Origin of the sequence: Clostridium sp. AM42-4, from assembly GCF_003480105.1 — a bacterium.
Taxonomy (GTDB): domain Bacteria; phylum Bacillota; class Clostridia; order Lachnospirales; family Lachnospiraceae; genus Brotaphodocola.
Genome location: NZ_QUIK01000011.1, coordinates 15,306 through 41,371, shown reverse-complemented (window position 1 = coordinate 41,371; position 26,066 = coordinate 15,306). Strand labels below are relative to the sequence as shown.

Sequence of the window (26,066 nt, the reverse complement as noted above, 5' to 3'; positions counted from 1 at the left end):
AAGAGTCCTAAACAAGGTATGAATTGAAAAAATGCTGATCGCCGTTTACAGCCGCTGAAAAAATGACAGGCGGGTGCGGTGACAAACAGAAGATGATACGCATAGACTACAGTAAGGAATTTCAGGTTCCGGATGTGGGCTATGCGTATTTTTGATCTAAAAAAAAAGAAGTCATCAATATCTGTGACTGCAAAAAGCTGGGCTTTGTGGGCGATGTGGAGTTTGATCCGGAAACCGGCTGTATCACGCATCTGATCGTTCCGGGGCCGGGGTGCCTGTGCGGGATCTTCGGACGGGAAAAGGAATATATCATTCCATTTAAGAATGTGTGTCAGATCGGCAGCGATATCATTCTGGTGGAAGTAAAAAAGCTAAAGGACATTGAAAAACCGTGCAAATGCGAGTAAGGGGATTACATTGGCCTGTGCGTCATACGACAGCAGTTTACTTGTTTGGAGGGGAAGCATCGGTGCTGTTTTCGTTTGCACGATGCCTGAACCGTATCATGGAAAGGGCATGAAACCGAATTTGCTTGCGAAGAAGGTTCAGATGGGTTAAAATAGAAACAAAGAATTGCGCAGGAGGAAAAATTTTGAAGTGTCCGTTTTGTAACGCAGCCGATACCAAGGTCATTGATTCGAGACCGGCAGAGGACAATAGTTCCATCCGCCGCCGTCGTCAGTGCGTGGTCTGCGGAAAGCGTTTTACTACATATGAAAAACTGGAAACCATGCCGCTCATGGTCATCAAAAAGGATCAGACCAGAGAACCGTATGACCGTTCCAAGATCGAGGCTGGAGTTGTTCATTCCTGCCATAAGCGTCCGGTGTCCATTCAGCAGATCAACCAGATGATCGACGAGATTGAAAACCAGATTTTTACCATGGAGGACCGGGAAGTAGAAAGCTCCGAGATTGGAGAACTCGTCATGCAGAAATTAAAGCAGCTGGACGAGGTGGCCTATGTGCGTTTTGCGTCCGTTTACCGGGAATTTAAAGATGTGAATACCTTTATGGAGGAGCTTGGAAAGCTTCTGGAAAATAAACGAAAGTAGGCAGGAAAAGAAACGTGATATTAGAACCATTTTACCCGAAAGAATGGCTGGACAGCACCTACGAGATCGACTGGGAGCAGTGGAAAAGAAAAGGAATCCGGGGCGTTTTGTTTGATATCGACAATACACTGGTTCCACACGGTGCTCCGGCAGACAGCCGTGCGATCGCACTGTTTGAAAAGCTGCATGCGCTTGGTTTCCAGACATGCCTTCTGTCCAATAACAAGGAGCCGCGGGTGAAATCCTTTGCGGACCAGGTCCATTCCCCCTATATTTACAAGGCAGGAAAGCCGGGAGTGAAAAATTATAACCGGGCGGTACAGGAAATGGGACTTTGCAAGGAAGAGGTCCTGTTTGTGGGCGACCAGCTATTTACCGACGTGTACGGGGCGAACCGGGCCGGGATTTATGGAATCCTGGTAAAGCCGATCAACCCGAAGGAAGAGATCCAGATCGTGTTAAAACGGTACCTGGAAGCGGTTGTGCTTTATTTTTACAGGAAGCACAACAAGTAAGATCAGAAGATTAGAAAATCCGAGAATGTGCTACTGGCACTTCCACAATATGCAGTACAACAAAAAAGAGGCGGTTCCCATGCTGTGTGGGAATCGCCTCTTTTGTTTAATATTTGATCAAAAATGTGCGGAGTATTAAACTCTGGACAGATACTCACCAGTACGGGTGTCAATCTTGATCTTATCACCGTTGTCAACGAACAGCGGAACGTATACGGTTGCGCCAGTCTCAACGGTTGCCGGCTTGGTAGCGCCCTGTGCGGTATCGCCCTTGAAGCCCGGCTCGGTGTTGGTGATCTCGAGCTCTACGAATAACGGCGGCTCTACGGAGAATACTTTGCCGTTGTAAGAGCAGATCTTAACAACCTCGTTCTCCTTAACGAACTTTAATGCGTCACCGATCACGTCGGAAGTCAGAGCCATCTGCTCGTAGTTCTCCATGTTCATGAAGTTGTACAGATCGCCGTCCTCGTACAAATACTGCATATCTACGCGGTCGATTCTTGCAGACGGGAACTTCTCGGTCGGACGGAAGGTTCTCTCAACTACGGAACCGGTCATAACGTTTTTAATTTTGGTTCTTACGAAAGCAGCACCCTTACCTGGTTTTACGTGCTGGAATTCTACAATCTGGTATACTGCACCCTCGATTTCCAGGGTAATGCCGTTTCTAAAATCACCTGCTGAAATCATGTGATATTCCTCCTTGAATTTGCGTACTCGCTATTAATCTACTATATTCTATACTAAAAACCGCTGTTTTTCAACTGTTTTTTCGTGTTTTGCCGTGTTTTGCCGCGGTTAGCAGGGGCTTTTGCGGTATTTTTTCTGCATCCGGACTGGCGTTTGGTCCTGCCGCGGGTTATCGGCTGAGCTGGTCCAGGATATCTTTGGTATCGGACATGAGCTGAGAATCCGTGGAATGTTCCATCACATACTCAAAATCAGCTTTGGCCAGACCGGCTTCATCTGTATGAAGATAGCAGACTCCGCGGTTGTAGAAGGCAAAATCCGCAAAGCAGTTTCCCTCGATTGCGGCAGTGAAATACGGAATAGCCGTTTTATAGTCTTCCCGGTTCATGCTGATGGAACCAAGGTAGAAATTGCATTCAGCCAGGTAAGCACCCTGTTCATAGGCTTTTCGGAGATAGCTTTCCGCGGCTTCTTCCTGTTCCAGGTTCATGTAGGAAGAGCCAATGAGGAAATTTAGTTCTCCGTCCTCTGGCTCTGCGATGGCATATTTCTGAAAATCGGCAAGGGCACCCTCAAAATCTTCAAGGGAATAACGGCAGACACCGCGGGCATAGGCAATTGCATCGGCATATTCCGGGAGTGCTTTTTCCGCATTGTTGTAAGCGGTGATGGCATTTTCGTAGTCCATCTGCTGCTGGTAACAGTCTGCGATGTACATCAGTACATCCGTCTGGGATGGATCAATCTGGTACATGGTTTCGTAGTCGGTACGGGCTTCGGCGTATTTGCCGTTTTCCTCCAGTAGCTGTGCCCGGAGCTGTCTTGCATCGTAGAGATCCGGGGCCAGGCGGATAGTGGTTTCCAGATCGGCCATGGCTTCATCGGACCGGTTTAACAGGACATAAAGTCCGGCTCGTTTCAGGTAATACTGGGGATTAGCGCTGTCCAGTGCAAGCAGATGATTGATTTCATCAAGTGCTTCATCATAATTGCTCTGGGTCACAAGTTCAGAAAAATGATCCAGGGCAGCATTTTGCTCGTCCAGTGACAGCTGCTGCTTTTCCTGAAGCTGTTCGGCTGCCTGATGCGACCGGTGCTGTTCATACTGTTCCAGAAATGCAGTGGACACGTAGGGGAGCGCCAGAGATACAATGAGAATCAAGGCAATCCCCTTTTTTCGTGCGTTGATTTTAAAGAAAAGACCGCGGCGGCCTGTAGAATGATGTTTCATAAATGCCCCTTTCTCTTATGCAGGTTCATAAGGGTTGAAATTATGGATTAATAACCTCAGGGTATCACAAGTAATCTAAAAACTCAATAAAAATAGCAAAACTTTGACATTAGAGATGGTAAAATGCTATAATTTATGACAATAACAGCGGATTTTTAGGACAGAGAGGAGAAATGCTTATGCAAAAAAAGGTGGCGCAGGAGGCACTGGAACTGACGCGGGAGTGCCTGATGCAGTATTGGCAGCTGAATCCGGAACTGGTACTGTCTTACTGTGATGAGGATGTATTATGGACCGGGGCACTGCAGAAGCAGTTTATTGTCGGGAGGGAAGCGACTGCGGAAGATCTGCGGGGTACTATGCGGGATTTAAAACCATGCCATTTAATGGAACAGGATTTTTTTGTAGTGCAAAACAGTGGAAATGTCTGTACGGTGGCAGGGCGTTATCTGGTTACGACTGATGAGCGTGTGGAATTTTTCCTTCAGGTGCAGCAACGCTGCACGTTTGTCTGGGAGCAGAGAGATGGGAAACTGAAAATCTGTCATATGCATATTTCCAATCCGCTGGGCGAACTGAAAACAGCGGGAGATGAGATGTTTCCCAGCACCATGGGCAGAATGGCGCATAAATATCTAATGCGCCGGTTTAGTACACTGACAGATAAAACCAAGCTGATGGCTACAGATCTGGAGGACCGGGAACACATCTTTCTTTTATCTGAGATTCTTTATGTGGAGGCAGGCGGACGCATAAGCATCATTGCTTTTCTTTCCGGAGCGAAAATACCAGTGCGTATGACATTAACAGAGTTTCAGAAGAAAGCAGATGAGAGGTTTGCGGCAGTGCACCGGAGCTATGTTATCAACACGGAGTGCATTTCCCGGATCAAGAAATATGAGGTGGTACTGATCGACGGGACGCGGATTCCAATTCCGGTGAAGAAGTACCGGGAAACCAGAGAAATGCTGTTAGAGCGGCTGCAGTAGGAAAATTTCAAAAATAAGTTTTCGATGTCAATATTCATGCCTTTCATGCAGAAAACATTGAATGAAGAAGTCTATTTCTGTATAATTAAAGTAGAAAACTGTATTTTTCCAAAGGATGACAAAAAAGTCAGAAAACATAAAAGCTACGGATACATATAGTGAAAAGGACGAGTCAGTTACGTTTAGAAAGGAATGGCGAATCTATGGGTATACAGGAAAAGGCAATGTTAGAGTACCGAAAGACCATGAAACGGGCAAAAGGAATGATCGCGGTTCTGGGACTGTGTATGGCAGTTACAGGGACATCGGTTTCTTATGCGGCCGGCGGCACTGCAGATTCCGGCTATGAAAGCAGTCAGGATGCTGCGGTCGGAGACAGCGCAGATTCTGGCGGCGGAAGCTTTGAGGCCGGTGACAGTTCGGGCGGAGGCGGATCCGGTGGAGGCGGCGCTTCTGAAAGCGGAGACAGCTCCAGCGGTGGCGGAAACTCTGAGGCCGGAGGCAGTTCTGGAGGAAGCGAAGCTGGAGGAAATTCCAGTGAAAGCGGAGACAGCTCATCTGGAGAAAGCAGTTCCGGAAGCAGCGGTTCTGAGAGCGGAAGCAGTTCGGAAGATGGCAGCGGAAACTCTGAGAGCGGAAGCAGTTCGGAAAGTAACAGTGGGAATTCTGAGAGCAAGGACAGCTCAGAAAATGACGGCGAAAGTTCTGGGGACGGAGATAACTCAGAAAATAACAGCGGAAATTCCGAGGATGGAAACGATTCGGAAACTGATTCCCCAAAAGGATCTGAATCCGGAAATCAGTCCGGCAGCGGATCTGAAACAGGCAATAATTCTGAGACAGGCAATGATTCTGAAGATGATAAAAATTCCGCAGACAAAGGCAATCCTGGACTTGGAACAGGTTCTGGAAATGTACAGAACCCTGAGCAGGGAAGCGTTTCAGATGACGGCGTGAATTCCAGTGCAGATTCTGATGATAAGAACCGTGCAGACACTGGAAATGTTCAGCAGGACGGTGAAATGACTGGAGAAGGCCAGAACAGCAATACTGGAGCATTTGAAACAGACGCAGCGGATACTGGAGAAAACGCAGGAACATCCGGCGGAGGTTCCGGCTCTTCAGGAGGCAGCGCAGGATCATCCGGCACCGGTGCAGAAATTTCAGAAGCCAGTCAGGCAGAGTCAGGCGCGATCGGTGAGGAACAGCCGGAATCACCTGAGACTGAAGAATCACCTGCCGCAGAGATACCGGAAGAGCAGAAGCAGGAGATTGCAGCACAGGCGGCGGCTCCGAAAGCAGCTCCTGCAGTGCAGGCAGCGAATGAGCTGGAAGTAGAGGATGCAAACTCTACGGCAATTGATGTCAGAAGTGATGAAGCCATTGAAATTTCCATCGGTGATAACTCAAAGCTGACCGTTATCGTCAAGAATGGGGCAGCAACAAAGAAAACCGCCTACACGAATGCAAACATCACCTCAGTAAAGATCGCTTCAAAGACGAAGATCAGCTTCCGGGATCCAGTGAATATAAAGAATAAAGTCCTGGATCTGGCAACAGCCATTATGGAACTGATTGCTAAGCAGATTGAATTGAAGCCGAGTCAGAACGTGACGCTGAAAGTCAAAGAACTGAAACTTACCGCTCAGGATACCGGCTCTGCCACAGCGGGGGATGTATTTCTGAATGTGGTGAAGAAGGTGTATGATTCGGATACGATATATGCTGGCATAAAAAATATGACGATTGTCGCCAGTGGTGATACGGACGATAAGGGGTCTGAAATTACTATCACGGCGACGAACAAAGCATCTTCAGCGGCGGACAGTACATCGGCAGGACAAGAGGCCGATGCAGATACCAGTGATTCAGGCGTATGGTCATCCGTCAATGGCGAGATTGAGGATATTGACGGATACCTGGCAAATGTAAAAAATATCGAGACCATCATTGAGATTGAGGATTGCAGTTTTACCGCAGATACGATCACCTTATCTTCTATGAATGATCTGACCATGAGCACGAAGAGTGTTGGCATTGGAGTGGCAGTCAATGTAGCGAATGTTTCTTCAGCAGTTCTGGTAAAGAACAGTGATTTCACATCCACCAAAAACATTGAGATGACAGCAAAATCCGTGATCAAATCGGATGTAAATGCAGATGCAAAAGTAGGAAATATTGCAGTTGGCGTTTCTGTTATTGGTGGAATTACCAAAGTAAGTATTGACAGTACAAATGGGAATAACATTTCTGCAGGCGGTGACCTGATTCTGACAGCAGAGAGCAATGCAGCAGCAACAAGCAATGCGCTGGGAAAGAAAACGAATTCCAGCCAGAGCGGAGCATTTGCAGGTGTGTCAGTGATCAATTATGACACCATGGCAAATATTGGCGGAAATGTCAATGTAACAAAAGTACGCAACCTGAAGGTTTCCTCCACGCAGCACGGAGTGAACGGCACCACTGTAAAATCTGTAAAGTCGGAGGAGAAAAATTCTTCTGTAAAGGAAACAGCCCTGAATACGATCCTTGGAATCATAAACAACTCCCTGGAGAACATTCAGCTGACTACCAGATTGAAACAGAAGGGCAGCGAGATGGCTTCTGATGCCAAGACGAAGATCAGCAGCTGGTTCCACAAAGATGAAGTAGAAGGCAAGTTAAGCGAGTCTCTGGAAACAGCCAGCGGCGAAGACAGCGGAGTGGGAAGCCTTTTTGAAGAAGCAGAAGCAGAAATCAGCAATAAAATCAAACTTACCTTCCAAGATACAGCTGGAAGGAATGTAACAGGCGTTACCGTAAAGATTACGCCAAACGAAGGGACTGCATCAGCTCCAAGACTCTGGACACTGGATAAGAGTAATGTTTATGAAGGAACGGAGTTTGCGAATGGTTCCTATACCATAACCATCATTGTACCGAGTGGTTATGCAGTTCCGGCAGATCAGGTAATCGAGATTGCTTCCGGAAAAGGGTATAACGGAATTGTGAAACTGGCAAAGACAAGTAATACTAAAAATCAGCTGGTTGGAGCAATCGCAGTAACAATTGTAAATTCCACAAATGAAGCATCTATTACAACAACAGGCACAATTAATGCCGGCGGAAAAGTAGAAGTGCTCGCAAACGCAGTTTCCAATAATACAACGGTTGCAGATGCTTGTACCATTCCAAGCGGATTAGAGGATGATGCGAAGGATAATGAATTCCGGTTTGCGGCAGTGACAGAAGATGGTTCTACTACACTTCCGGTAACGGCAACTCTGACGAAAGTAACACAGGACGGTCAGACAGATACCGGCAATCCATATAATCAGACATTCCTGGACAAAGACGGACTGATTAAATTTACAAACGGAGCCACACAGAATGAAGACCAGTCAATAAATGAAAATCAGCAATTAACAGCAGGAAAATACAAGCTGGTATTCAAACTTCCGGGAAGTTTCGGTTTTGCTCCGAAGGATATGACAGGAATCACAGTTACGGATGAAACAAAAAATGGAACTACTTACAAAGTATATACCATGTATATTACTTTAACAGCAAACAACACCAATGGAGTAAAAGGCTTAAAGCAGCTGATCACTATGAAAGCCAATGGTGATACCTCCGGAAAGAATGGAACTAATATTTCTGCAGGTGTGGCAATCGGAGTTGGTGTTGTGAATAATCACAACGAAGCTTACATTTCAAATGCAACGATCAACGCAAATGATCTTACGGTTGCGGCAGTTACAGGTGAACAGAGTATTCTGGTAGAAGTGGATGAAAATGGAACAACAAAAACAGAAAACAGGACCTACGATAATCTGTCTTCTGTAAGTACAACAGCAGGATTCAACTCAGGCAATTTTGGACTGGGTGGGGCTATTTCAGTAAATGTAGTAAATGACATTACAAATGCCTACATCAGCAAGGCGACTATTAATATAGGAAGAGATCTTTCTATTGCAGCGAGCAGTAAGAGCAACGCAGCAACAAAAGCCGGATCCGATGATTCCCAGAAAGAATTTGCAAAGTCCACCGGTGTCGGAACTGCAATTGGTGTTGGTGTAGTCAGCAATACTACAACCGCAGATCTGGAAGAGACGACAGTAGTAAACGGAACAGGAAACAGCAACAAGTTTAACTCCTTGACCGTGAAAGCAGAATCTGAGGGTGAGATTACTGTGGAAGCCATTGCCGGAGCAGCCGGAGGCAAGGCAATCGTTCCGGTGGTTGCAGTAAACATTTTAAATGGAACCACAAGAGCAAAGGTTGCAGCGAACAGTCAGCCAGTCGCACTGGTCGGAAATCTGACGGTCTACGCAAAATCAAATAAGAAGAAATCCACCAGGGCCAGCGGAAAGGCTGCAGGCTGCAGCGTGGCAGTGGGCGGAGCCGTGACCGTATCCGCAGGAAAGCTTCATCAGTATGCGTACATGAACCGTACAGTGACAGGTGCAAATGACATCAGTGTAAAAGCAGAAAGCGGAAACTCGGCAGAGACCATCAGCATTGCCGGTGCCAATGGAGCAGATGCACCGAGTGAAGATGACAGCAATTCTGATAGCAGTGATGACAGTGATCCGCAATCGCCGGATAATCTGGTGAACAAGGCACTGGCAAGCGGCAAAAAAGTCGGTTCCGGTACGGATGGAATCTCTGAGACAGAGTCCAAGACTCCACAGTCCGCAGAGACCACCGAAGGAAAAGTAACCGCAGCGGCGGCTGTGGCAGTGGAAGTATGGAATGATGAAACTGTAGCCAGTGTCAAAGCAGATACAGTTTCCAGTGGTAAGCTGGAAGTGATTGCCCTGGCACACAACAATGTAACTGTGAAAGCCAATGCATCTTCCACTTTAAGCACCAATGGTGTAGGCGTCAGCGTAGCAATTCTGGTCGGCAATTTAGTGAACCGGGCAGAAATTTCAGGAAGCCACAAGACCGGTTATTTCCTGGTTCGTGCAGGAATGCCGACTGATAGTAGCGGAAAAGAAACAGCCAATACCATCGAAGTGATCAGTATCTCCGGTGCAGGTGCTTCCAACGTAGGTGTAGCCGGAGCGGCTGCAATCAATATTTTCAATACTGCCTACACTGCAAATGTAAATGGAAACCTGACAGCAGAAGGAAGTCAGGAGAGCAGTGTGACAGCAAAAGTAAACCAGAAGATTACCACCAAGGCAGGCGCAAGCGCAGACCTTCAGGGAGCAGAATCTGGAAACAGCGGCAGCACCGGAAACAGCGGCAGTACCGGAAACGGCAGCAATAGCGGAAGCAGCTCTGGCGGAAGTGATAAGAGTGTTGGCGTAGGCGCGTCCTTCGGACTGACCATTGCGGACACAACGGCAGAAGCAAAAGTTGCAGGCGGAAACATTAAAACAGCAGGCAATTTCGCTGTGAAATCTGTGATCAACAGTGAGATTGAGACTTATGTGGAAGCTGGTAATGATGCATACGAAGATGCCGATGGCAATAGTACTTCTGGAAGTTCTTCTGATAAGGCTGACAGAAAGTATGATTCCCTGGACGCAGCAGTTTCTGTATCTCTGGTAAGCAGCAATGCAAACGCAGAGATCAGCAGCGGAAGCAATGCAGATACCGATGATGGTAATCTGGATATTTATGCAGAGAGTGTCTCTAAGACGGAGACCACCGCAAAGGGCGATGCGGAAGCGAAGAACGCAGCAGTCGGTGCCTCCGTAGCCGTAAACCTGGTGGCAGAGAAAGTCAGCGCACTTCTGGCAGGAACTGCATCGGTTGGCGGAAACTTTACCGTACATGCCATTGCCAAAGCACAGGATCTGGCAAAAGCGTACGCAACGGCGTCTGGTGTAGATTTATCCCGTTACGAGAAGAAGTACAATGCAACCATTGCTTCTATATTAGATGGTTCAGCATTTAAGAAAAACAATAACAACTCTGGAAAGAGCAATACTTCTTCTGATAATAAAGTAAACGAGAAGATCGACAGCAAGCTGAACGCTGAGGATAAGAACAAGACCAGTTCTGATACCAGTCTTTCCAACAAAGTCCTGGCGGCAGCAGATGTGAAGACTTCCGAGCATTCTGTGGACAGTGGTTCAACCGACACTACAGGAACGAATGCAGCCAATGCGGCAAATGCAAAGAAGGATGCTCAGAACGGCAAGACCGGAACCACAAACAATCAGGAAAATCCGGTATCCGTGGCAGCAGCAGTCGGCGTTTCCATCGTATCCCACGATGTAAGCGCAAGAGTATCCGGTACTGTGAAGAAGGCTAAAACAGTTACCATCAAAGCAGAGAACCTTGACAACTTTGAGATGCTGGCAACCGGAGCGGCCGTTTCTAAGAAAACCTCCATTGCTCTTGGTGTGGCAGTGGTGATCAATAACAGTAAGACTTTAGCAGAATTAACTGGCAATCTGGGTGATGAAACTCAGAATACGAAAGTTGGCAATGTGCTGATCCGGGCAATCACCAGACACAATATGGATGAGGATTACAGGACCAGACTTGGTGCAGAAGCCATTGCCGGAGCAGCAAATGGTTCTGCAGCTGGTGGTGCGGCAGCGGCAGGCGCGGTAGCACTGATTGTATCGAATGCAGAAACAATTGCAAAAGCTGGAAATAATGCAGTAATTTATTCCGATGGCGATGTAACAGTAGAAGCCATTGAGCAGAGCAAACTGGCAGCCCGGGCATGGGGCGCATCTGTAACCAGCAGCAAGTTCAATGAGCAGAACGGCAGCGGAAAGACCAGCGAATCCGCAGGTGGTTCTACAACAGCAGGAATTGGCGCATCTTATGCCATGATCTATGTGAACAACAAGACAACTGCAGAGATCGGTGACAATGCGCAGATCACAGCAAAGAGTCTTCTGGTCAAGGCAGAGAAACAGCAGGTAAGTGCCAAGGCTGATGATATTGGCGGAAACATCAAGATCAACGGCGTGATCAAAACTGGCTCCACCCAGATCAAAGATGGCAAGGTTGAGATCAATACAACCGATGATGCACAGAGTTCTGAAGACCTGAAATTATCTGATCTTGCCAGTGTAGTAAAGGATCTCTGGAATCTTCTTTCCAATAATAACTACTACCTGGAAGCCGTCGGCGGAGCAGCTTCTGCTGAGAATACAAAATTTACCGGAGCAGGTTCCTTTACGGTTCTGGTGATCAATGATTATGTGGCAGCACTGGTTGGCAAGAATGTAACTTTGATTCTGACCGATGGTCTGACCGTCAAAGCAGCTTCCAAAGTAAATGCAGTGACCATCGCAGGTTCCGTGGCATATGGCGGCAGCAAGAGTGCCGGTGTTGGCATCAATACCATCATTCATAATTCTGAAGTCTATACAGGACTTGGTGAAGATTCTAAGGTTACTGGTGCAAACGATGGGGCATGCAATGGCGATGTGACTATCAGCGCATCCGGTGAACTGGATCTGACTTCGATTCTGGTAGCAGCAGCGGCTTCTTCTTCTAAGTCAGGCAATGGAACACAGGCTGCGGGAGAAGGTGTGGTTAACATTTTCGTAAATGGAAACAACGTAACCGCAGAGATTGGCAAAAACGCAACCATTAAAACGAAGGGTAACGTAAAATTAACCGCAGCATCCAGACTTGGCTATACCGGAATTACCGGCGGTATCGCGGCATCTGGCGGACACGGAATCGGTGCTTCTGTCAGCGTGATCGTGGTCAATACCAATACTCTGGCACAGATTGGCAATGGCGCAAACATTACGGCTGGCGGAAACTTAACCGTAAGTGCAGACAGCGAAGAGACCATCGTGGCAGTGATCGTCAATGGAGCGGCAGCTGGAAGCAATGGTGTGGCAGCAGCAGTCAGCCCGGCAGTCAATGTGATCAGGGGCAGTACCGTTGCAAGAGCTGGAACCGGAACTTATAACGTCAATGCGATGTCTGTAACTGCAAACAGCAAGACTGTCATCGTGATCGTTTCCGGCGGCGCGGCAATCAGCAGCGGAAAATCCGGTGTCGGCGGTTCTGTACAGGTGAACGTATTCTTAAAGAAGGTTCTGGCAGAGATCGCAGACGGAACCAGCAGTGATTATGCAGCGATTATCGCTCCTGGCGGATTGACTGTAAGTGCAGATGCGACAGAAAAGAATTATATTTTTGTCATTGGTTTAGGCGGCGGCAAGAGCGCATCTGTATCTGGTTCCATCGGCGTCATCGTCATCAGCAACGATGTTATGGCGAAGATTGGCGATTATACACAGATCGGTAACGCAAATAGCCGCGGCAATGTAACTGTATCAGCGAAAGATTCCATGATCAACGTGGTTCTGGCTGGCGGATTTGCCGGTTCTGCAAGCGGTGCAGCAGTTGGACTTTCCAATGCAGATGTGATTGCAGATGGAAAGACTCAGGCACTGATTGGTGACCATGCAACGATCTATGGAAACAATGTAGCTGTAACAGCAGCATCAGATAAGAAATTTATCAACATCGTCATCAGCGGCGGCGTATCCGCAGGCGGAACAACGGTAACCGGTTCTGCAGCAGTGGTAGTTGTCGGGGACACGGTGAAGTCAGCGGTTGGTAAGAATTCCGTGATCAATGCCAACGGCGATGTACAGATCATTGCTCTGGGCAGTACCGATATCATTGATATCGTTGGCAGCCTGGGATTATCTACCAGTGGTGCAGCTGTTGGAGCTTCCATCGATACTATCGTATATCAGGGACTGATTTACGCAGGTGTTGGCAAGGGAACAAAGATTACCACCAGCAATAGCGGCAACGTGATCGTTTCTGCAAAGAGTGATGATACTCTGGTGGATCTGGTGATCGGAGCTGCCGGTGGTTCCAGTGCGGCAGTGAATGGTTCTGTAGCAGTGATTGTAGCAAAACAGAACGTATTCGCGCTGATCGGAACTCCAGACAGTAACAATGAGAACGCAGACGCATCAGGAACTGTGATTTCTGCAGATGGCAGTATCCAGGTAACCGCAGAAGCAGAGCAGACCATCCTCTCCGGAGCAGGTTCTGCAGCAATCAGCGCTGGAAGCGCAGGTGTTGGTGCAGGTGTGATTGTGATTACGGATACTCACAGAACATGGGCAGAAGCTGGAATTGGCGCTGCACTGGATGCTCTTGGCAAGAACAGTGTCAGCGGTAATTTTGGCAAGCTGACAATTACAACAGACAGCACCAGCGGCAATGTGGTTTCCAGACGCGGAAAACATAACCAGATGACCATCAACGGCATCATCATTGGTGCTTTCAACACAACCAATATTCACGCGATCGCAGTTACCGGAGCAGGCGGATCCAGCGCAGGTGTCGGCATTGCAACAGTAACCGTAGTAGAAAAGGCGAAAGCCCAGGCGGTTATCAATTCTAATGCGAAGATCAACCAGGGCAATCGCGTGGGAGCAAATCAGAAGTCCAGCGTTTATGTCATCGCATCCAATGACACCGTAGAAAGTGTCTCGGGTGGTGCGGCGTCAGGCGGCGGAACAGCAGGTGTCTCCGGTGCAGTGGTTGTCTACACAGGAATTAAAGAAACCACAGCAAGAATTGGTGATGGAGTACAGATCTTTGCAGAAAATGCAATTGTAGTTCTGGCTCATTCCGATAATCAGATTTACGCAAATGTCATTGGCGCGGCAGCAGGCGGAACTGCCGGTGTGGGAGCAACCGTATCGGTTATCGTTCTTCAGGATACTACAACCGCAAGTGTTGGCGGAACCTTAAAAGCTGGAACTATTACCATTCAGGCAGAGTCCAATCAGTACCTGCAGCTTTCCGCAACATCCATTCAGGGCGGCGGAACGGCGGCAGCAGGCGCATCGGTGGGAACCATCGTATTCAAGGGCAAAACTCTTGCAGAGGTTCGTCCAGGTGCAACCTTAATTGCAGCAAGTGGCGATATTCTGATCTGTGCAGTATCCAAAGAAACCATCGATATGACGGTGATTGGTGCGGGCGCAGGCGGAACAGCAGCCGTGAACGGTTCCTTCGCAGTGTTAGTCATGAATGTGACCACACAGGCAATTGTTGGAAACGGATGTACTCTGAAAGCAGAGAATGGAACGATCACAGTAAAAGCAGAAGATGCAACCAGCCTGAATTTGAAGACAGGTAATGTAACTGTTGGCGGAACTGCGGCAATCGGAGCAGCGATTGAAGTTGCGATTTACCGCAATACCGTAACTGCAATGATTGGCAACAATTGTACAGTGCTTGCAAAGGCAATCTTAGTTCAGGCAGCGTCAGACCGCGGCATTACAGCGAAAGCTGTCATGGCAGGCGCAGGCGGAACTGCAAGTGTCAACGGAAGCATTCTGGTACTTTCCATTGGCGCTGCAACTACAGACAGCGACGCCAACAAGGCCAATACAAACGGCGGCGGTAATTCTTCTGACAAAGCAAGTGATGAAGCATCAAAGCGTGGCCAGGCGGCAGTAAATCATGGTTATGGTCAGACAGTTGGCGCTGGCGACCAGAATAATCAGTATGTGGATGAGGCAAATAGCATCATCAACGGACTGAAAGAAGAGAACAAGTCTCTGATCAGCGGATACTTTACCAGTGCTTCTGTAGATGATGAGACATATGCAGGCATTGGCGATGGTGGTTCCACAACCGCAACAGACGGCGATGTTACTGTAGAAGCAACAGAAAAGACAAAGTTAGACGCAATTGCAGGAGCAGCAGGCGGAAGCGGCACAGCATCCGTTGGTATCTCCATGAATCTGGCGATCATCAACGGCACAGCAGAGGCAAGACTTGGCGGTACGGTAAGAGCTGATAAAGGAAATGTCAAAGTTCACGCACAGAATATTTTAGAGATTCCGAACTTCATTTCCAGCGGCGGTGGTGCAGCTGGTTCTGCATCCGTGGCAGGAACCATTACAGTCATCAAAGTTGGCGAGCAGGCAGCTGCTTATATCGCACCGAATGCAAACGTATACGCAGATGGCAACGTGATCGTTCTGGCAGAAAGTGCTCAGGACATCCGGGTGATCAACGGAAGCGTAAGCGGCGGTGGCGCAGCAGGAATTGGTGTGGCTACCAATGTGATTGTTTTCTCTAACAAGACACATTCTTATATTGGTGATGGAGCAGTCGTTACTGCCAATGCAAACAGAGGAAATGTAAACTTTGCAGACGGCACAACAATTTCTGATGTAAATAAGAATTATAAGAACTTAAATGATAAGGATACGACGACCGATTATGTGTCTTCTAAGTCTAATGAGTCTGCTCAGTCTGGTGTTTTAGTAGGTGCGAAATCTTCCCAGAAGATCCGCAGCTGGGTAGTCAGCGGAGCAGCAAGCGGAGCCGTATCGGTAGTTGGTTCTGTCAATGTATTAGTATTTGGCAGTGAGACCAAAGCATGGATCGGAAAGAATGCCAAAGTTACAACAAAGAACAATGGTGATATTCTGGTGATCGCAGTGGATACCACTTCCATTCAGGATGTGGCAGGTAATATAGCTGCCAGCGTCACAGTCAGTGCAGGCATCTCCAACGACACCATTACCTTCCAGAAGGTGACCAGCGCCTATGTAGATGAAGGCGCACAGTTAACCAGCGGAAGAAATATCATCATCAAGGCAATCAGTGATGAAGCCTATGTGGTAGTCGTAGTCAGTGCCGGTGCGGCAGTTGGTGCAACACCAACAGGTGCTGTGAACGGAGCAGTTTCTACGATCATCATAAAGAATGAGACTACAGCAGAGGTGAAAGCCAATACTGCAGCTACCATTCTGACTGCAAACGGCAGTATCGCAATCTGGGCAGAAGATAACCAGAATCTGTATGTGATTGCAGGATCAGCCAATACTGCCATCAGCGCAACCGGAGTATCCGTCAGCGGCGCGGCAGGTGTAGCGGTTGTGAAAGCAAGCAATACGGTTCAGGCATTGGTTGGAAAACTGGCTCAGTTAAATGCTTATGGAACGACAGGTATTACTTTCTATACCGGCGAGTTAGATGGCAATGATGGCGACCGGAAGAGAAACCGCAAGAAAGCGCCTCAGTACGGCGTTCTCATCGGAGCATTTAACACCAATAATCTGATGGCAATCACTGCGTCTGGTTCTGCAGGTACTGGCGCAGCGGGATCCATTGCTTCTACCACAGTTGTATCCAATACGGTAGTACGGGCAAAAGTAGATAACGGAGCGAGAATCAATCAGAACAGCCGGAAACATGCAACACAGAGTTCCAGTGTGAAGGTCATTGCCATGGACTCTACGGAGAGTGACACGGCAGCCGGTGGTGCGGCAGTCGGTATCGCAGGAGCAACTGGAACCATTGTAGTGACTTATTTAAAGAAGACTGTAGAGGCCATCTTAAATGGTACGGTTTATGCACCGGGTGGGGTTGACGTCCTGGCAGTCAGCGATAACAATATATTCCTTCTGACAACCAGCTTGGCAGGCGGTCTGGCAGGCGGCGCGGGAAGCGCGTCCGTTCTCTACACAGAGAATACCGTAACCAGCCAGCTTGGCGGAACCATGGAGGCAGGTACAGCAGCAGTCAATGTAAAAGCCATCAACCGGCAGTACATGACTTCCGACGCGGCATCCGTATCTGTCAGCGCAGTCGCAGTGGGCGGTGCAGGAGCAAGCATCATCTTCAAGAGCCATACCAAGGCGGAAGTGCTGGATGGCACATCCATCCAAGCCGGTTCTCTGAATGTGAATGCACAGTCCCAAGAGACCATCACCGGTGTGGTGGCAGCAGCAACTGGCGGAAGCACCGCAGTGGGTGGATCTCTGATCCTGATCATTGCCAATGCAGATACAACCGCAAGAATCGGAAACAACGTAACCATCAATCTGAGCGGTGATTTAACCGTTCAGGCAGAAGATATTGTAACCATTGACATGACAGCAGGTACCGTATCCGGCGGTGGAAAAGCTGTGGGCGGTGCAGCAGCAGTTCTGATCTTCAAGAATACCGTTCTGGCAGAGATTGGAACAAACGGCAATATTACAGCAGCGAACCTGAATCTGACAGCAGACTCTAAACGGGACATTACGTCTTATGTAGCTGCAGGTTCCGCAGGTGTCGGCGCTGTATCCGGCAGTGTACTGGTAATTCTGGTTGGCAGCAAGCAGAGTGATGATGCAAAGACGGCTATGAAGCGGAATGATAAGAATGATGTAAGTTCCAATAGCCAGAGCAGCATCAACGAGGCTCTGCAAAATGCCAATGGTTTAACTGGCGAGAACTTAAAACTGGATATCACAGGCTACTTCACAGGCGAAACTGCCAATGCAACAACGGCAAGAATCGGTTCCGGAACTGTGATTACCCTGACAGGTAACGCCAAGATCAAAGCAGCAGAAACAACCACAGTAACTGCATATGTAGGTTCTGTATCTGGAGGTGGTTTGGCAGCAGGCGGTGCGGTGGCTATCGCAATCTTAAATGGCACGGTTCAGGCAGAGATCAATGGAATCATCAATGCAAGCGGCACCGTAACCATTAATGCAGAGAACCAGATTACCAGCAATGCCTTTAAGGCGGCAGCAGGTTCCGCAGCAGGAGTCATCGGACTGGGCGCAGCCGTGGCTTACATGGATGTGACCGGAACAACGAAGGTTCTGATCGGAAGCATCGGTTCTGTAAATGGAGAATCCGGAGTTCATGTATTAGCACAGTTAATCATCAATGCAAATCCGACAGCAGACGGTTATGCCGGTGGATGGGCATCCGCTGGAATGGCAGCAGCCAGATTAAAAGTAACCGGAGCAACCATCGTAGAATCACAAAGCGGCAGCAGGCTTGTGTCTGCAAAGGGCAATGTGAAACTGAATGCATATCAGGATATTACTTCTACAGCAAACACTACAGCGGCAGGTGTTGGTTATGGGGCAACAGGCTCCGTGACTCTTGCATTTGTAGATGTAGAGAGCACAACAAAAGTGGTCAGTGGAGCCAATGTAACAGCAGAAAATGGTTCTTACGATATTCTGAGCAACAGCATTTTAACTGCAACAGCAAATGCATACGGTTTGTCAGCAGCATTAGGCGGATCTGTTCAGGCGGCGATTGCCAGACTGACAGTAAAACCGGTTGTATTGGCATCGGTTACTGGCGGTGAGATTCAGACTAAGAATATAAGAGTACGGGCATTGTTCAATGTCAATGATAATAACTCTTATAGCAATGCTGGTAAGCTGGAATCCAATGCATATGCAGGAGCAGCCAGTGGTCTGGTAAGTGGTTCCGGTGCATCTTCGGAAATCACCGTAGACGGCAGTGCAACCGCGGAAGTAACTAATGCAACTCTGGCACTGACAGAGGACGCCCTGGTACTCAGCAAAGCCAACGGAAGTTTAACCGGTAACGGAGCAGGCTTAGCGGCAACTGTTGGCGCGGCAGTGGGTGGAGTAGTGGTGAAGATTAAAAATACCTTCAATACTATTGCACAAATCACCGGAACAACCATTACCAAAGCAAGAAACGTCTCCGTTCTGGCAGATTACAGCGGAACCGTAAAAGGAACTGCCAAAGGAACCGCAGGCGGACTTCTGGCAGCCGGAACTGCACAGAACCTGGAAATCACAGAAGATATTACAACCACAGCTGAGATTGCAAACAGTACCATCACAGCGAATGGAGCGGCATCTGCAGTAGCACAGGATGAGCATGATGTAAATGGCACTGCATCCGGACACAGTGCAGCGGGCTTTGCGGCAGGCGGTCTGACTAAGATCACCACGAAGATTACCAATAAGACTACTGCAAGAGTAACCGGAAGTACCATAACCGCACAGAATATCCTGATCCAGGCAGCCGCAAGCATCAACAAAGACACCACAGCGACGGCATCTTCCGGAGCATTTGGCGGATCAGCCAATGACGTCAGCGATGACACCACAGTTAATAATCAGACTTACACGGAAGTGGGAAGCGGAAGCAAGCTGACAGCAATCGATGCAGATCAGGATGGTGACGCAATCGTGATCATCGCGGCATCCAATAACTCTTATAAAGGTTACGCAACTGCAATCGCAGGCGCAATCATTGCCAAAGGTGTCGCGAAGGCAGTTCAGAATGTGACCGATGATGTGCGGGTTAAGATTTATCCGTCCGCGATTCTGGCAAATAAGGGCAATATTAAGATTTATGCGTCAGCGAAAGACATTACTTCCAACTTAACCGCTTACGGCGGAGCTGGCGGAGTGGCAGCAGGAACCAACGTAAAGGCAGAGGCAACCACTACAGCCAATGCAGTGGCAGAGTTCTTAAATGGAATTTCCGGCAGCCATGCGTCAGTGAATGCAAAGTCCGGAGATGTATTTATTGGAACAAGTACCAATACAGAGGCAAAGGTTTACGGCAGAATTAAATTTACCGTAGATGGCCTCAGCCACATTTCCACCGATGTCGTGAACAGGATGACCATCAATTCGCTGATCAATCTTGGAAGCTGCACAGAGTTGTCAGCGGCGAAAAACCTGGATATTCAGGCAGTGATCGGCCGGATTTACGCATATGCATCGGCATATTCCGAGACGGGTTCTATCATCAATACCCAGTCTAAGCCAAACGCGACGGTAAATGTGACAGCAAACGCAAAAGTAACTGGCACCAACGTAAGGCTGCACGCAGGTCAGACACTGACTCTGTATGCAATTTCGACCAATGATATTTATACCAATGCTTACAGCTATGGCTATACCGCAGGCGGTACTGGTTCTGTCATTTCTACAGCAACCAATAACACAAAAGTCTATGGCAATGTAGAAATTTACGGAAGTGATTCTTCCATGAACGCAAAGGATATCGCCATTGGCGCGGCAGCAAAGAGCGAGAGCGAAGTGTCTTATACAAAGAAAGCAGAGTATAAGGCAGAAACGGTAACGGAATTTATCAAACAGACTGTTACCAGAACCAAGAATGTCATTGAAAAGGTTTCCGAAAAGATTTGTAAAAAGCTTCCGTGGCCTCTGAATAAGATCGTCAAGTGGATTACAAAGACAATCGTGAAGGTCATCACCTGGGTAGAGGAGATTGTAGTAGAAAAGATTCTCCAGAGTGCAACCGATAAGAAGGAAAACGGGGAATACAAATCTGAAAACAACGTAATCTTAAATGGTAATATCTATTATGGAAACAATGCGGACGTAAATATTGTCATTGAGGAAAATGGAAATATTGCGAACAGCGATGTAACCTATGAGAAGAATGGTGACAATGTCATCATCAAATCTTTCAGTTCCAAGGCAAACGGAAGCTTAAAGATTGAGTCACTCTATGGCAAAGTAAGCGGAACCGTGAAGATTCACAGCAACAATGTGATCACCAGATTAAATATTACCAACAACTCTGCGAAGAATCTGATTTTGAAAAATATCGATCTTTTAGCAGAGTACGATGCAGACAGCTGCGCGTACACCATCCTTTGCAGTGATTATTCCAGGTTTGTGATGGATGATGTGGTGGATAACACCAATCAGCCAGAAGTAACCATTACAACCAATACCGGAAAGAATGTAACCTTTGATGGATGGTTCTCCTATTACACAGCAGTCTTAAATGTTCTGTTCAATGGACAGCGAGGAAGCGTATACTTTGGAGATAATGCGAAACTGGATGTAGCAAAGCTCAATATTCAAAATGCTGAAAATGTAGGAACTGATGGCAGACCGCTTCATGTGAATCTGTTTGTAACGGGCAATGATGATAATAGTCTGAAACGTCCGGAACTGATTGTGGATGCAGCAGGCAATGTTTATCTCCAGGTTGGACTGAAACGCTATATTGAAGTCCAGGGAACAACGACAGCAGAAGCAGAGAAGGCAGCAAACGCAGCAGCAGCGAAGATCAGAAACGTAGATAAGGCTCTGATTCAGTCTGTTAACTGCAGGAATGTACGCCTGATCATGGCTCTGCCGAAGCTGCTGGTTGGTGTTCTGGTTGAAGATCCGGTAACTGGAAAACAGACCTATACAACCACAGAATCTGTGAATACTGCATTGAATATTGTGTCAGCAAGCACCAGGGCAGTACAGGAAATTTCTCAGACATTGTATGAGAAAACGGAATTAGATGCCAATGGTGAGTGGAAGACCAGGTATTATACAGATTCCGCATGTACAACCGAATATCAGGCAGCAGATGGAAAACATGTAGAAGAGCGGTATGACACCACTGGTTTTGAGTATTATCTGGTAACCACAGATAGGGATGGAAATGTGAACTATCAGAAACTGGATCGGTCAGCGGAGTATCTGACCGATGAAGCTGGCAACTTTACTGGTGAGGTAAAAGTTGTGATCAATGGTCAGGCGCAGACCATGACACTGGGAAGCGACGATGCAATCCGGTATCTGAAAACATTGGCTGATGGAACTTACACAGATCAGCTTTCGAAGACCTTTTGGCTAGTGGATGATGAGGTCACTTTGATTTACAAACCAGCAGAGGGAAGTGCTGATGCAGGTGAGTATGATCAGATCCGTTACAACAAGGATACAAAGAAGTATGAAGTAGTAAAAGCTGAAACGGTAATTAAGGAATATGATTACATTACCTATGATGAAACGAAGAATCAGTATGTTGGTGTAACGGTAAAATCCGTTGAGAAAACCCAGGATATAACTGATATGACTCAGGGTAAGACCGTTGAGTACGAGTATGACAGTCTCGGCACATATGATCTTGGAAGCATCAATGCCGGGAATGATGCAGAAATCCGCGGTCTTGGCAATGCGGATGTGGACGTCAATCTGACGGAAACCATCACTGCTGGTGATGATCTGACTCTGGTGGCCGGCACTGTAACAAGACAAGGAAACCAGAGTGTGGATCTGAGCGCGGCTGGCATGTCCGTTCAGATAACAAAGAACTTTGGTACTTCCGCCGATCCGATTCGTGTATCGGTTGGAACGAAGGGATTCAACACTGCGGCAAACAGCACCGGACCAATCTATCTTGAAGCAAAGGACCGGGAGCTGGCCATTGGCTCTATCACTTCCGATGGTGTGGTAGAGATCAGCACTGACAAGGCAGTGAAGGCACTTGGCTCAGACATCAACATCAAGGCAGACGCTCTTCGGATCTTAAAGAGCAGTGCAGTGGGAACGGCAGATCAGAACTTAAGAACTAATATTTCCGGCAATATGGAAATCATTTCCACGGGTGATATCTATGTAACACAGCAGGGCACAGCCTATGTGAAGAATATCACAAGCAGCAGGAATAACGGTACGGTTTCCCTGACAGCTGGAAGTATTGCAAATGAAGCAGACGGAACTACCGCAGCGATCACCGCATCCAGCATCCTTCTTCACGCAACCACAGGAAGTATCGGAAACACCGATAAAGTGATGAATGTGGAAGCAGGAAACAGCACTCTCAGCGCAGTGTCAGATAGGAGCAGCATTTATCTGACCGATCTGACCGGAAATGTAAACCTGGGACAGTTAAAGGCGGCAGGTAATATCGTCTTTAAGACAGCAGGCAGCATCATCGGCAAGAACACCGCAGCAACTGTGATCGCAGCAGACGCTGACTTAAGCAGTACAAACGGCAGCATTGGAACCGCAGAAAGTCCATTAAAGACCCAGGTAACCTCCATCACTGCGGCCGCAGAAAACGGAAGCATCTACTTAGACAACACAGCAGAGAGCGGAATCTTATCCATCGGCAGAGTTAAAGCCGGATCCGACATTCAGATCACGGCAAATGGCATGACCGGAACTGAAGATGGAGATCAGGCAGATGTGACCGGCGAAAATCTGAAACTGACTGCAGTGGATGGCTCTATCGGAACCGCGGACCGGACGCTTAAGGTAGAGGGAACGACACTGGATGGTGATGCAGCGGAGAGTATCTGGCTGAAAGTACTGGACGATATGACAGTAAACCATCTGACAGCACAGAAGAGCATTGAGCTGGAAGCACTGAAAAATGTAACTGTGAAGCAGCTGACTGCACCGGAGCATATTCTGGTTAAGGCAGCTGGTAAGGTAATTGCAGGAAGTATTGGAAACGATGATGTTCATGCAACAACCAAGAAACTGGATATGATCGCAGAGCAGATCGCGGAAGACATCAGTTACCTGAAAGTGAAAGGTTATGGAAATGAGGCTGAACTGGAACTGCAGGTGAAAACCATGACAGGCGTGTATATCCAGGATAGCAGCAAGATTTTGAAACTGAAGAAAGTTTCTTCTGACAGCAGTGACGTGAAGATTAAGACAGCCGGAGCTATGGAAAATGGTCTGGAAGACACGGACACTGAGGCTAATGTCACTGCCAGAAACATTGTTCTGGAAGCAGATACTGTTGGAACGGATGAAAAAGCGCTGACCACTAACCTGATCGTAGATAAGAGTCTGGATCCGGCACAGAATGCGCTGATCGTAAAGGCCAACGGCAGCATCAACCTTCACGATATCGGAACCGAAGGAATTCTCCCGATTGCCGAGTTAAGTTCCGCAAACGGTGACATTTTCTTACGCATGGATCGCAGCACTGCTATTGAGAGCATCAAAGCAGAAAACGGAAGCATTACCAGCCATGTACAGGGCGACTATACGGTGAATCATATGACGGCTGGAAAACAGGTGAATATTTACGCGACCGGAACCATTACCGGAAATGTGAATGGAACCTTTACCATCGGCCATGTGGAAGCAGGCACGGAGGATGACCGTAATGACATCACCTTTACTGTGACCGGCGGTGATCTGTTAAACGGCCTCGCAGAAGAGGAAGAAGACCAGACCAACTTCCGGGGCAGCAATATTACTCTGACGGCGAAAGCCGATGATTCTGGAAACATTGGAAATATTGGATCTTCAGAGCACTGGATCACCACGGAGACGGAAGGCGTTTTAAATGCAGAGGCTGGCCGTCAGATCTGGTTAAAAGACAGCAGGGCAGAAGGCATGCTGAAGCTTGGCAGTCTGAAAGCAGATGACCGGATCACCCTGACAGCTGCCGGAGATATCGTAAACGGTATCCCGGATCAGGATGGCAGCGTAAATGTATCAGCAGAGGAGATTTCCCTCCGAGCAGATGGAAATATCGGCGCGAAGGATAAGGTACTTCTGACAGAGACAAAGAACGCAGCGCTTGAGGCAGAGAATATTTACTTAAAGAATCAGGGAAGCCTGAATCTGAGTAAGGCAGAGGCAGCAGATATGGAACTGGAAGTATCCGGAAACCTGACGTCTGCTGGTACAACTGTGAAAGCAGATCACCTGGTTGTAAAAGCGGACAACGCAGACTTAAAGACCCGCGTGAATGAGATTGCCGGAACAATTGCCGGAAATCTGGTTCTGGAGAATGAGGGAAGCCTCAGCGTGAAAGACCGTCTGCAGGCCGGTGATACCGTGGAAATCCGCACAAGCGGAGGTACTCTGGATATCAGCGGAAGCCTGGAAGCGGAGAATACGAAGCTTTCCGGTGCAGATCAGGTAAATGTCCGCGTGACCGATCAGATCGGAAATCTGGATGTGACAACTTCAGAGAGTGAAACTTCCGGTATTTCCCTGGATATGGAAAGCTCTTCTGAGAAACAGCAGTTTACGTTAGGCACCCCGGGCAGCGTGAAGCTGACCACCACCATAGAGGACGAACATATTGATCTCTTTGGAAACCGCGTGAAAATCGCAGGCGGCACAAACAGTGCGCTCTTGCAGTTCAGCCGGATCCCGGGCAGCTTGTTTGTTCTGGTACCGGGCGGAAACAACCGGATTAACGTAGTAACTACTATGACAGAGACTATCATCCGAACAGGAAATGGCAGTGATACCTTTATCCTGGGCGGAGCGGTGGAGGATGAAGAAGACATGGAGTACACCTTCGACTACTCCGGCAGAAATGGCGGAGAGGCCCAGAGCGGCATGATGGGAGCAGGAAATCAGCATAAGCTGGATATTTCCACCGAGGGTGGAGAGAACACCTGGCATCTGTGGATGAGCGGCGCTCCGTTCTACCTGGAAGGCGGAACCGGCCATGATACCTTTATCCGCTACACCTTCACCATTACCGATAAGGATGGAAACACAAAAATCTTTGCAACTCCCCATTACAATATTTCAAGTAAGGGCGGAAATATCACAAAGATTGGATTCCCGTCATCCGGAGGCAACAGACGGCCGGTTGTGAGCGGAACCCAGGGAACCTGGATCCTGACTGAGGCAGGAACCTGGCAGTTTGCAAAACAGACCGGCGGATGTCAGACCGGCTGGATGTACCGAGGCGGCAAGTGGTGGTACTTCAACGAAGAAGGCATTATGCAGACCGGCTGGATCTTATCCGGCGGACGCTGGTACTACCTGCTTCCGGGTGAAGGCTCCATGCTCACCGGATGGCAGCAGATTGACGGCGTATGGTATTATTTTGCACCGTATGATCACGTGCAGTATCCGGCAGGGAGCATGTTCTGTCAGGAACAGACTCCGGATGGCTATTCTGTAGATGAGAATGGCCGGTGGATCGCGTAACAGAAGCAGTAAAATGATGTGGCTGTCTGCACAGTGTGTGAACAGCTGTCACGGAAAAGGGATTGTGCCCGTGCGGTGCGATCCCTTTTCTTGCATTTTACCCGTAAATCAGGTATAATAATACATCAGGATAAAAGGAAGAACTAAGATCAAAGGAGA

Annotated in this window: 6 protein-coding genes and 1 pseudogene; 5 read left to right on the top strand and 2 right to left on the bottom strand. The window is 48.1% G+C overall.

Going from position 1 to position 26,066, the window contains the following annotated elements:
• Positions 1–170: 170 nt before the first annotated feature.
• The 3 genes and pseudogenes from DW922_RS10140 to DW922_RS10130 all read left to right on the top strand — a co-directional run.
• Positions 171–407 (top strand): annotated as a pseudogene (locus DW922_RS10140) (PRC-barrel domain-containing protein); the annotation flags it as partial.
• 185 nt (positions 408–592) lie between these two features.
• Positions 593–1,054 carry a transcriptional regulator NrdR gene (nrdR, locus tag DW922_RS10135; RefSeq protein WP_118718130.1) on the top strand — a complete coding sequence of 154 codons (462 nt, stop codon included), beginning with the start codon at positions 593–595 and terminating at the stop codon, positions 1,052–1,054.
• Positions 1,055–1,071: 17 nt separating this feature from the next.
• On the top strand, positions 1,072–1,569 hold the full coding sequence (locus tag DW922_RS10130) for a YqeG family HAD IIIA-type phosphatase (protein ID WP_118726513.1): 498 nt from the start codon (positions 1,072–1,074) through the stop codon (positions 1,567–1,569).
• A 135-nt stretch (positions 1,570–1,704) separates the two neighbouring features.
• On the opposite strand, the gene efp is transcribed toward DW922_RS10130, so the two are convergent.
• The gene (efp, locus tag DW922_RS10125) at positions 1,705–2,262 is read right to left on the bottom strand and encodes an elongation factor P (RefSeq protein ID WP_118718129.1); all 558 of its coding nucleotides are present in this window, start codon (positions 2,260–2,262) and stop codon (positions 1,705–1,707) included.
• Positions 2,263–2,431: 169 nt separating this feature from the next.
• Complete coding sequence (locus DW922_RS10120) at positions 2,432–3,493, bottom strand: tetratricopeptide repeat protein (RefSeq protein ID WP_118726459.1); 1,062 nt, start codon at positions 3,491–3,493, stop codon at positions 2,432–2,434.
• Positions 3,494–3,672: 179 nt separating this feature from the next.
• Here DW922_RS10120 and DW922_RS10115 point away from each other — a divergent pair, with 179 nt between their 5' ends.
• Both DW922_RS10115 and DW922_RS10110 read left to right on the top strand, forming a co-directional pair.
• Entirely contained in the window at positions 3,673–4,482 is an 810-nt protein-coding gene (locus tag DW922_RS10115; protein ID WP_195715042.1) for a LytTR family transcriptional regulator DNA-binding domain-containing protein, read from the top strand.
• A 203-nt stretch (positions 4,483–4,685) separates the two neighbouring features.
• On the top strand, positions 4,686–25,907 hold the full coding sequence (locus DW922_RS10110) for a hypothetical protein (RefSeq protein ID WP_118726457.1): 21,222 nt from the start codon (positions 4,686–4,688) through the stop codon (positions 25,905–25,907).
• Positions 25,908–26,066: the final 159 nt, after the last annotated feature.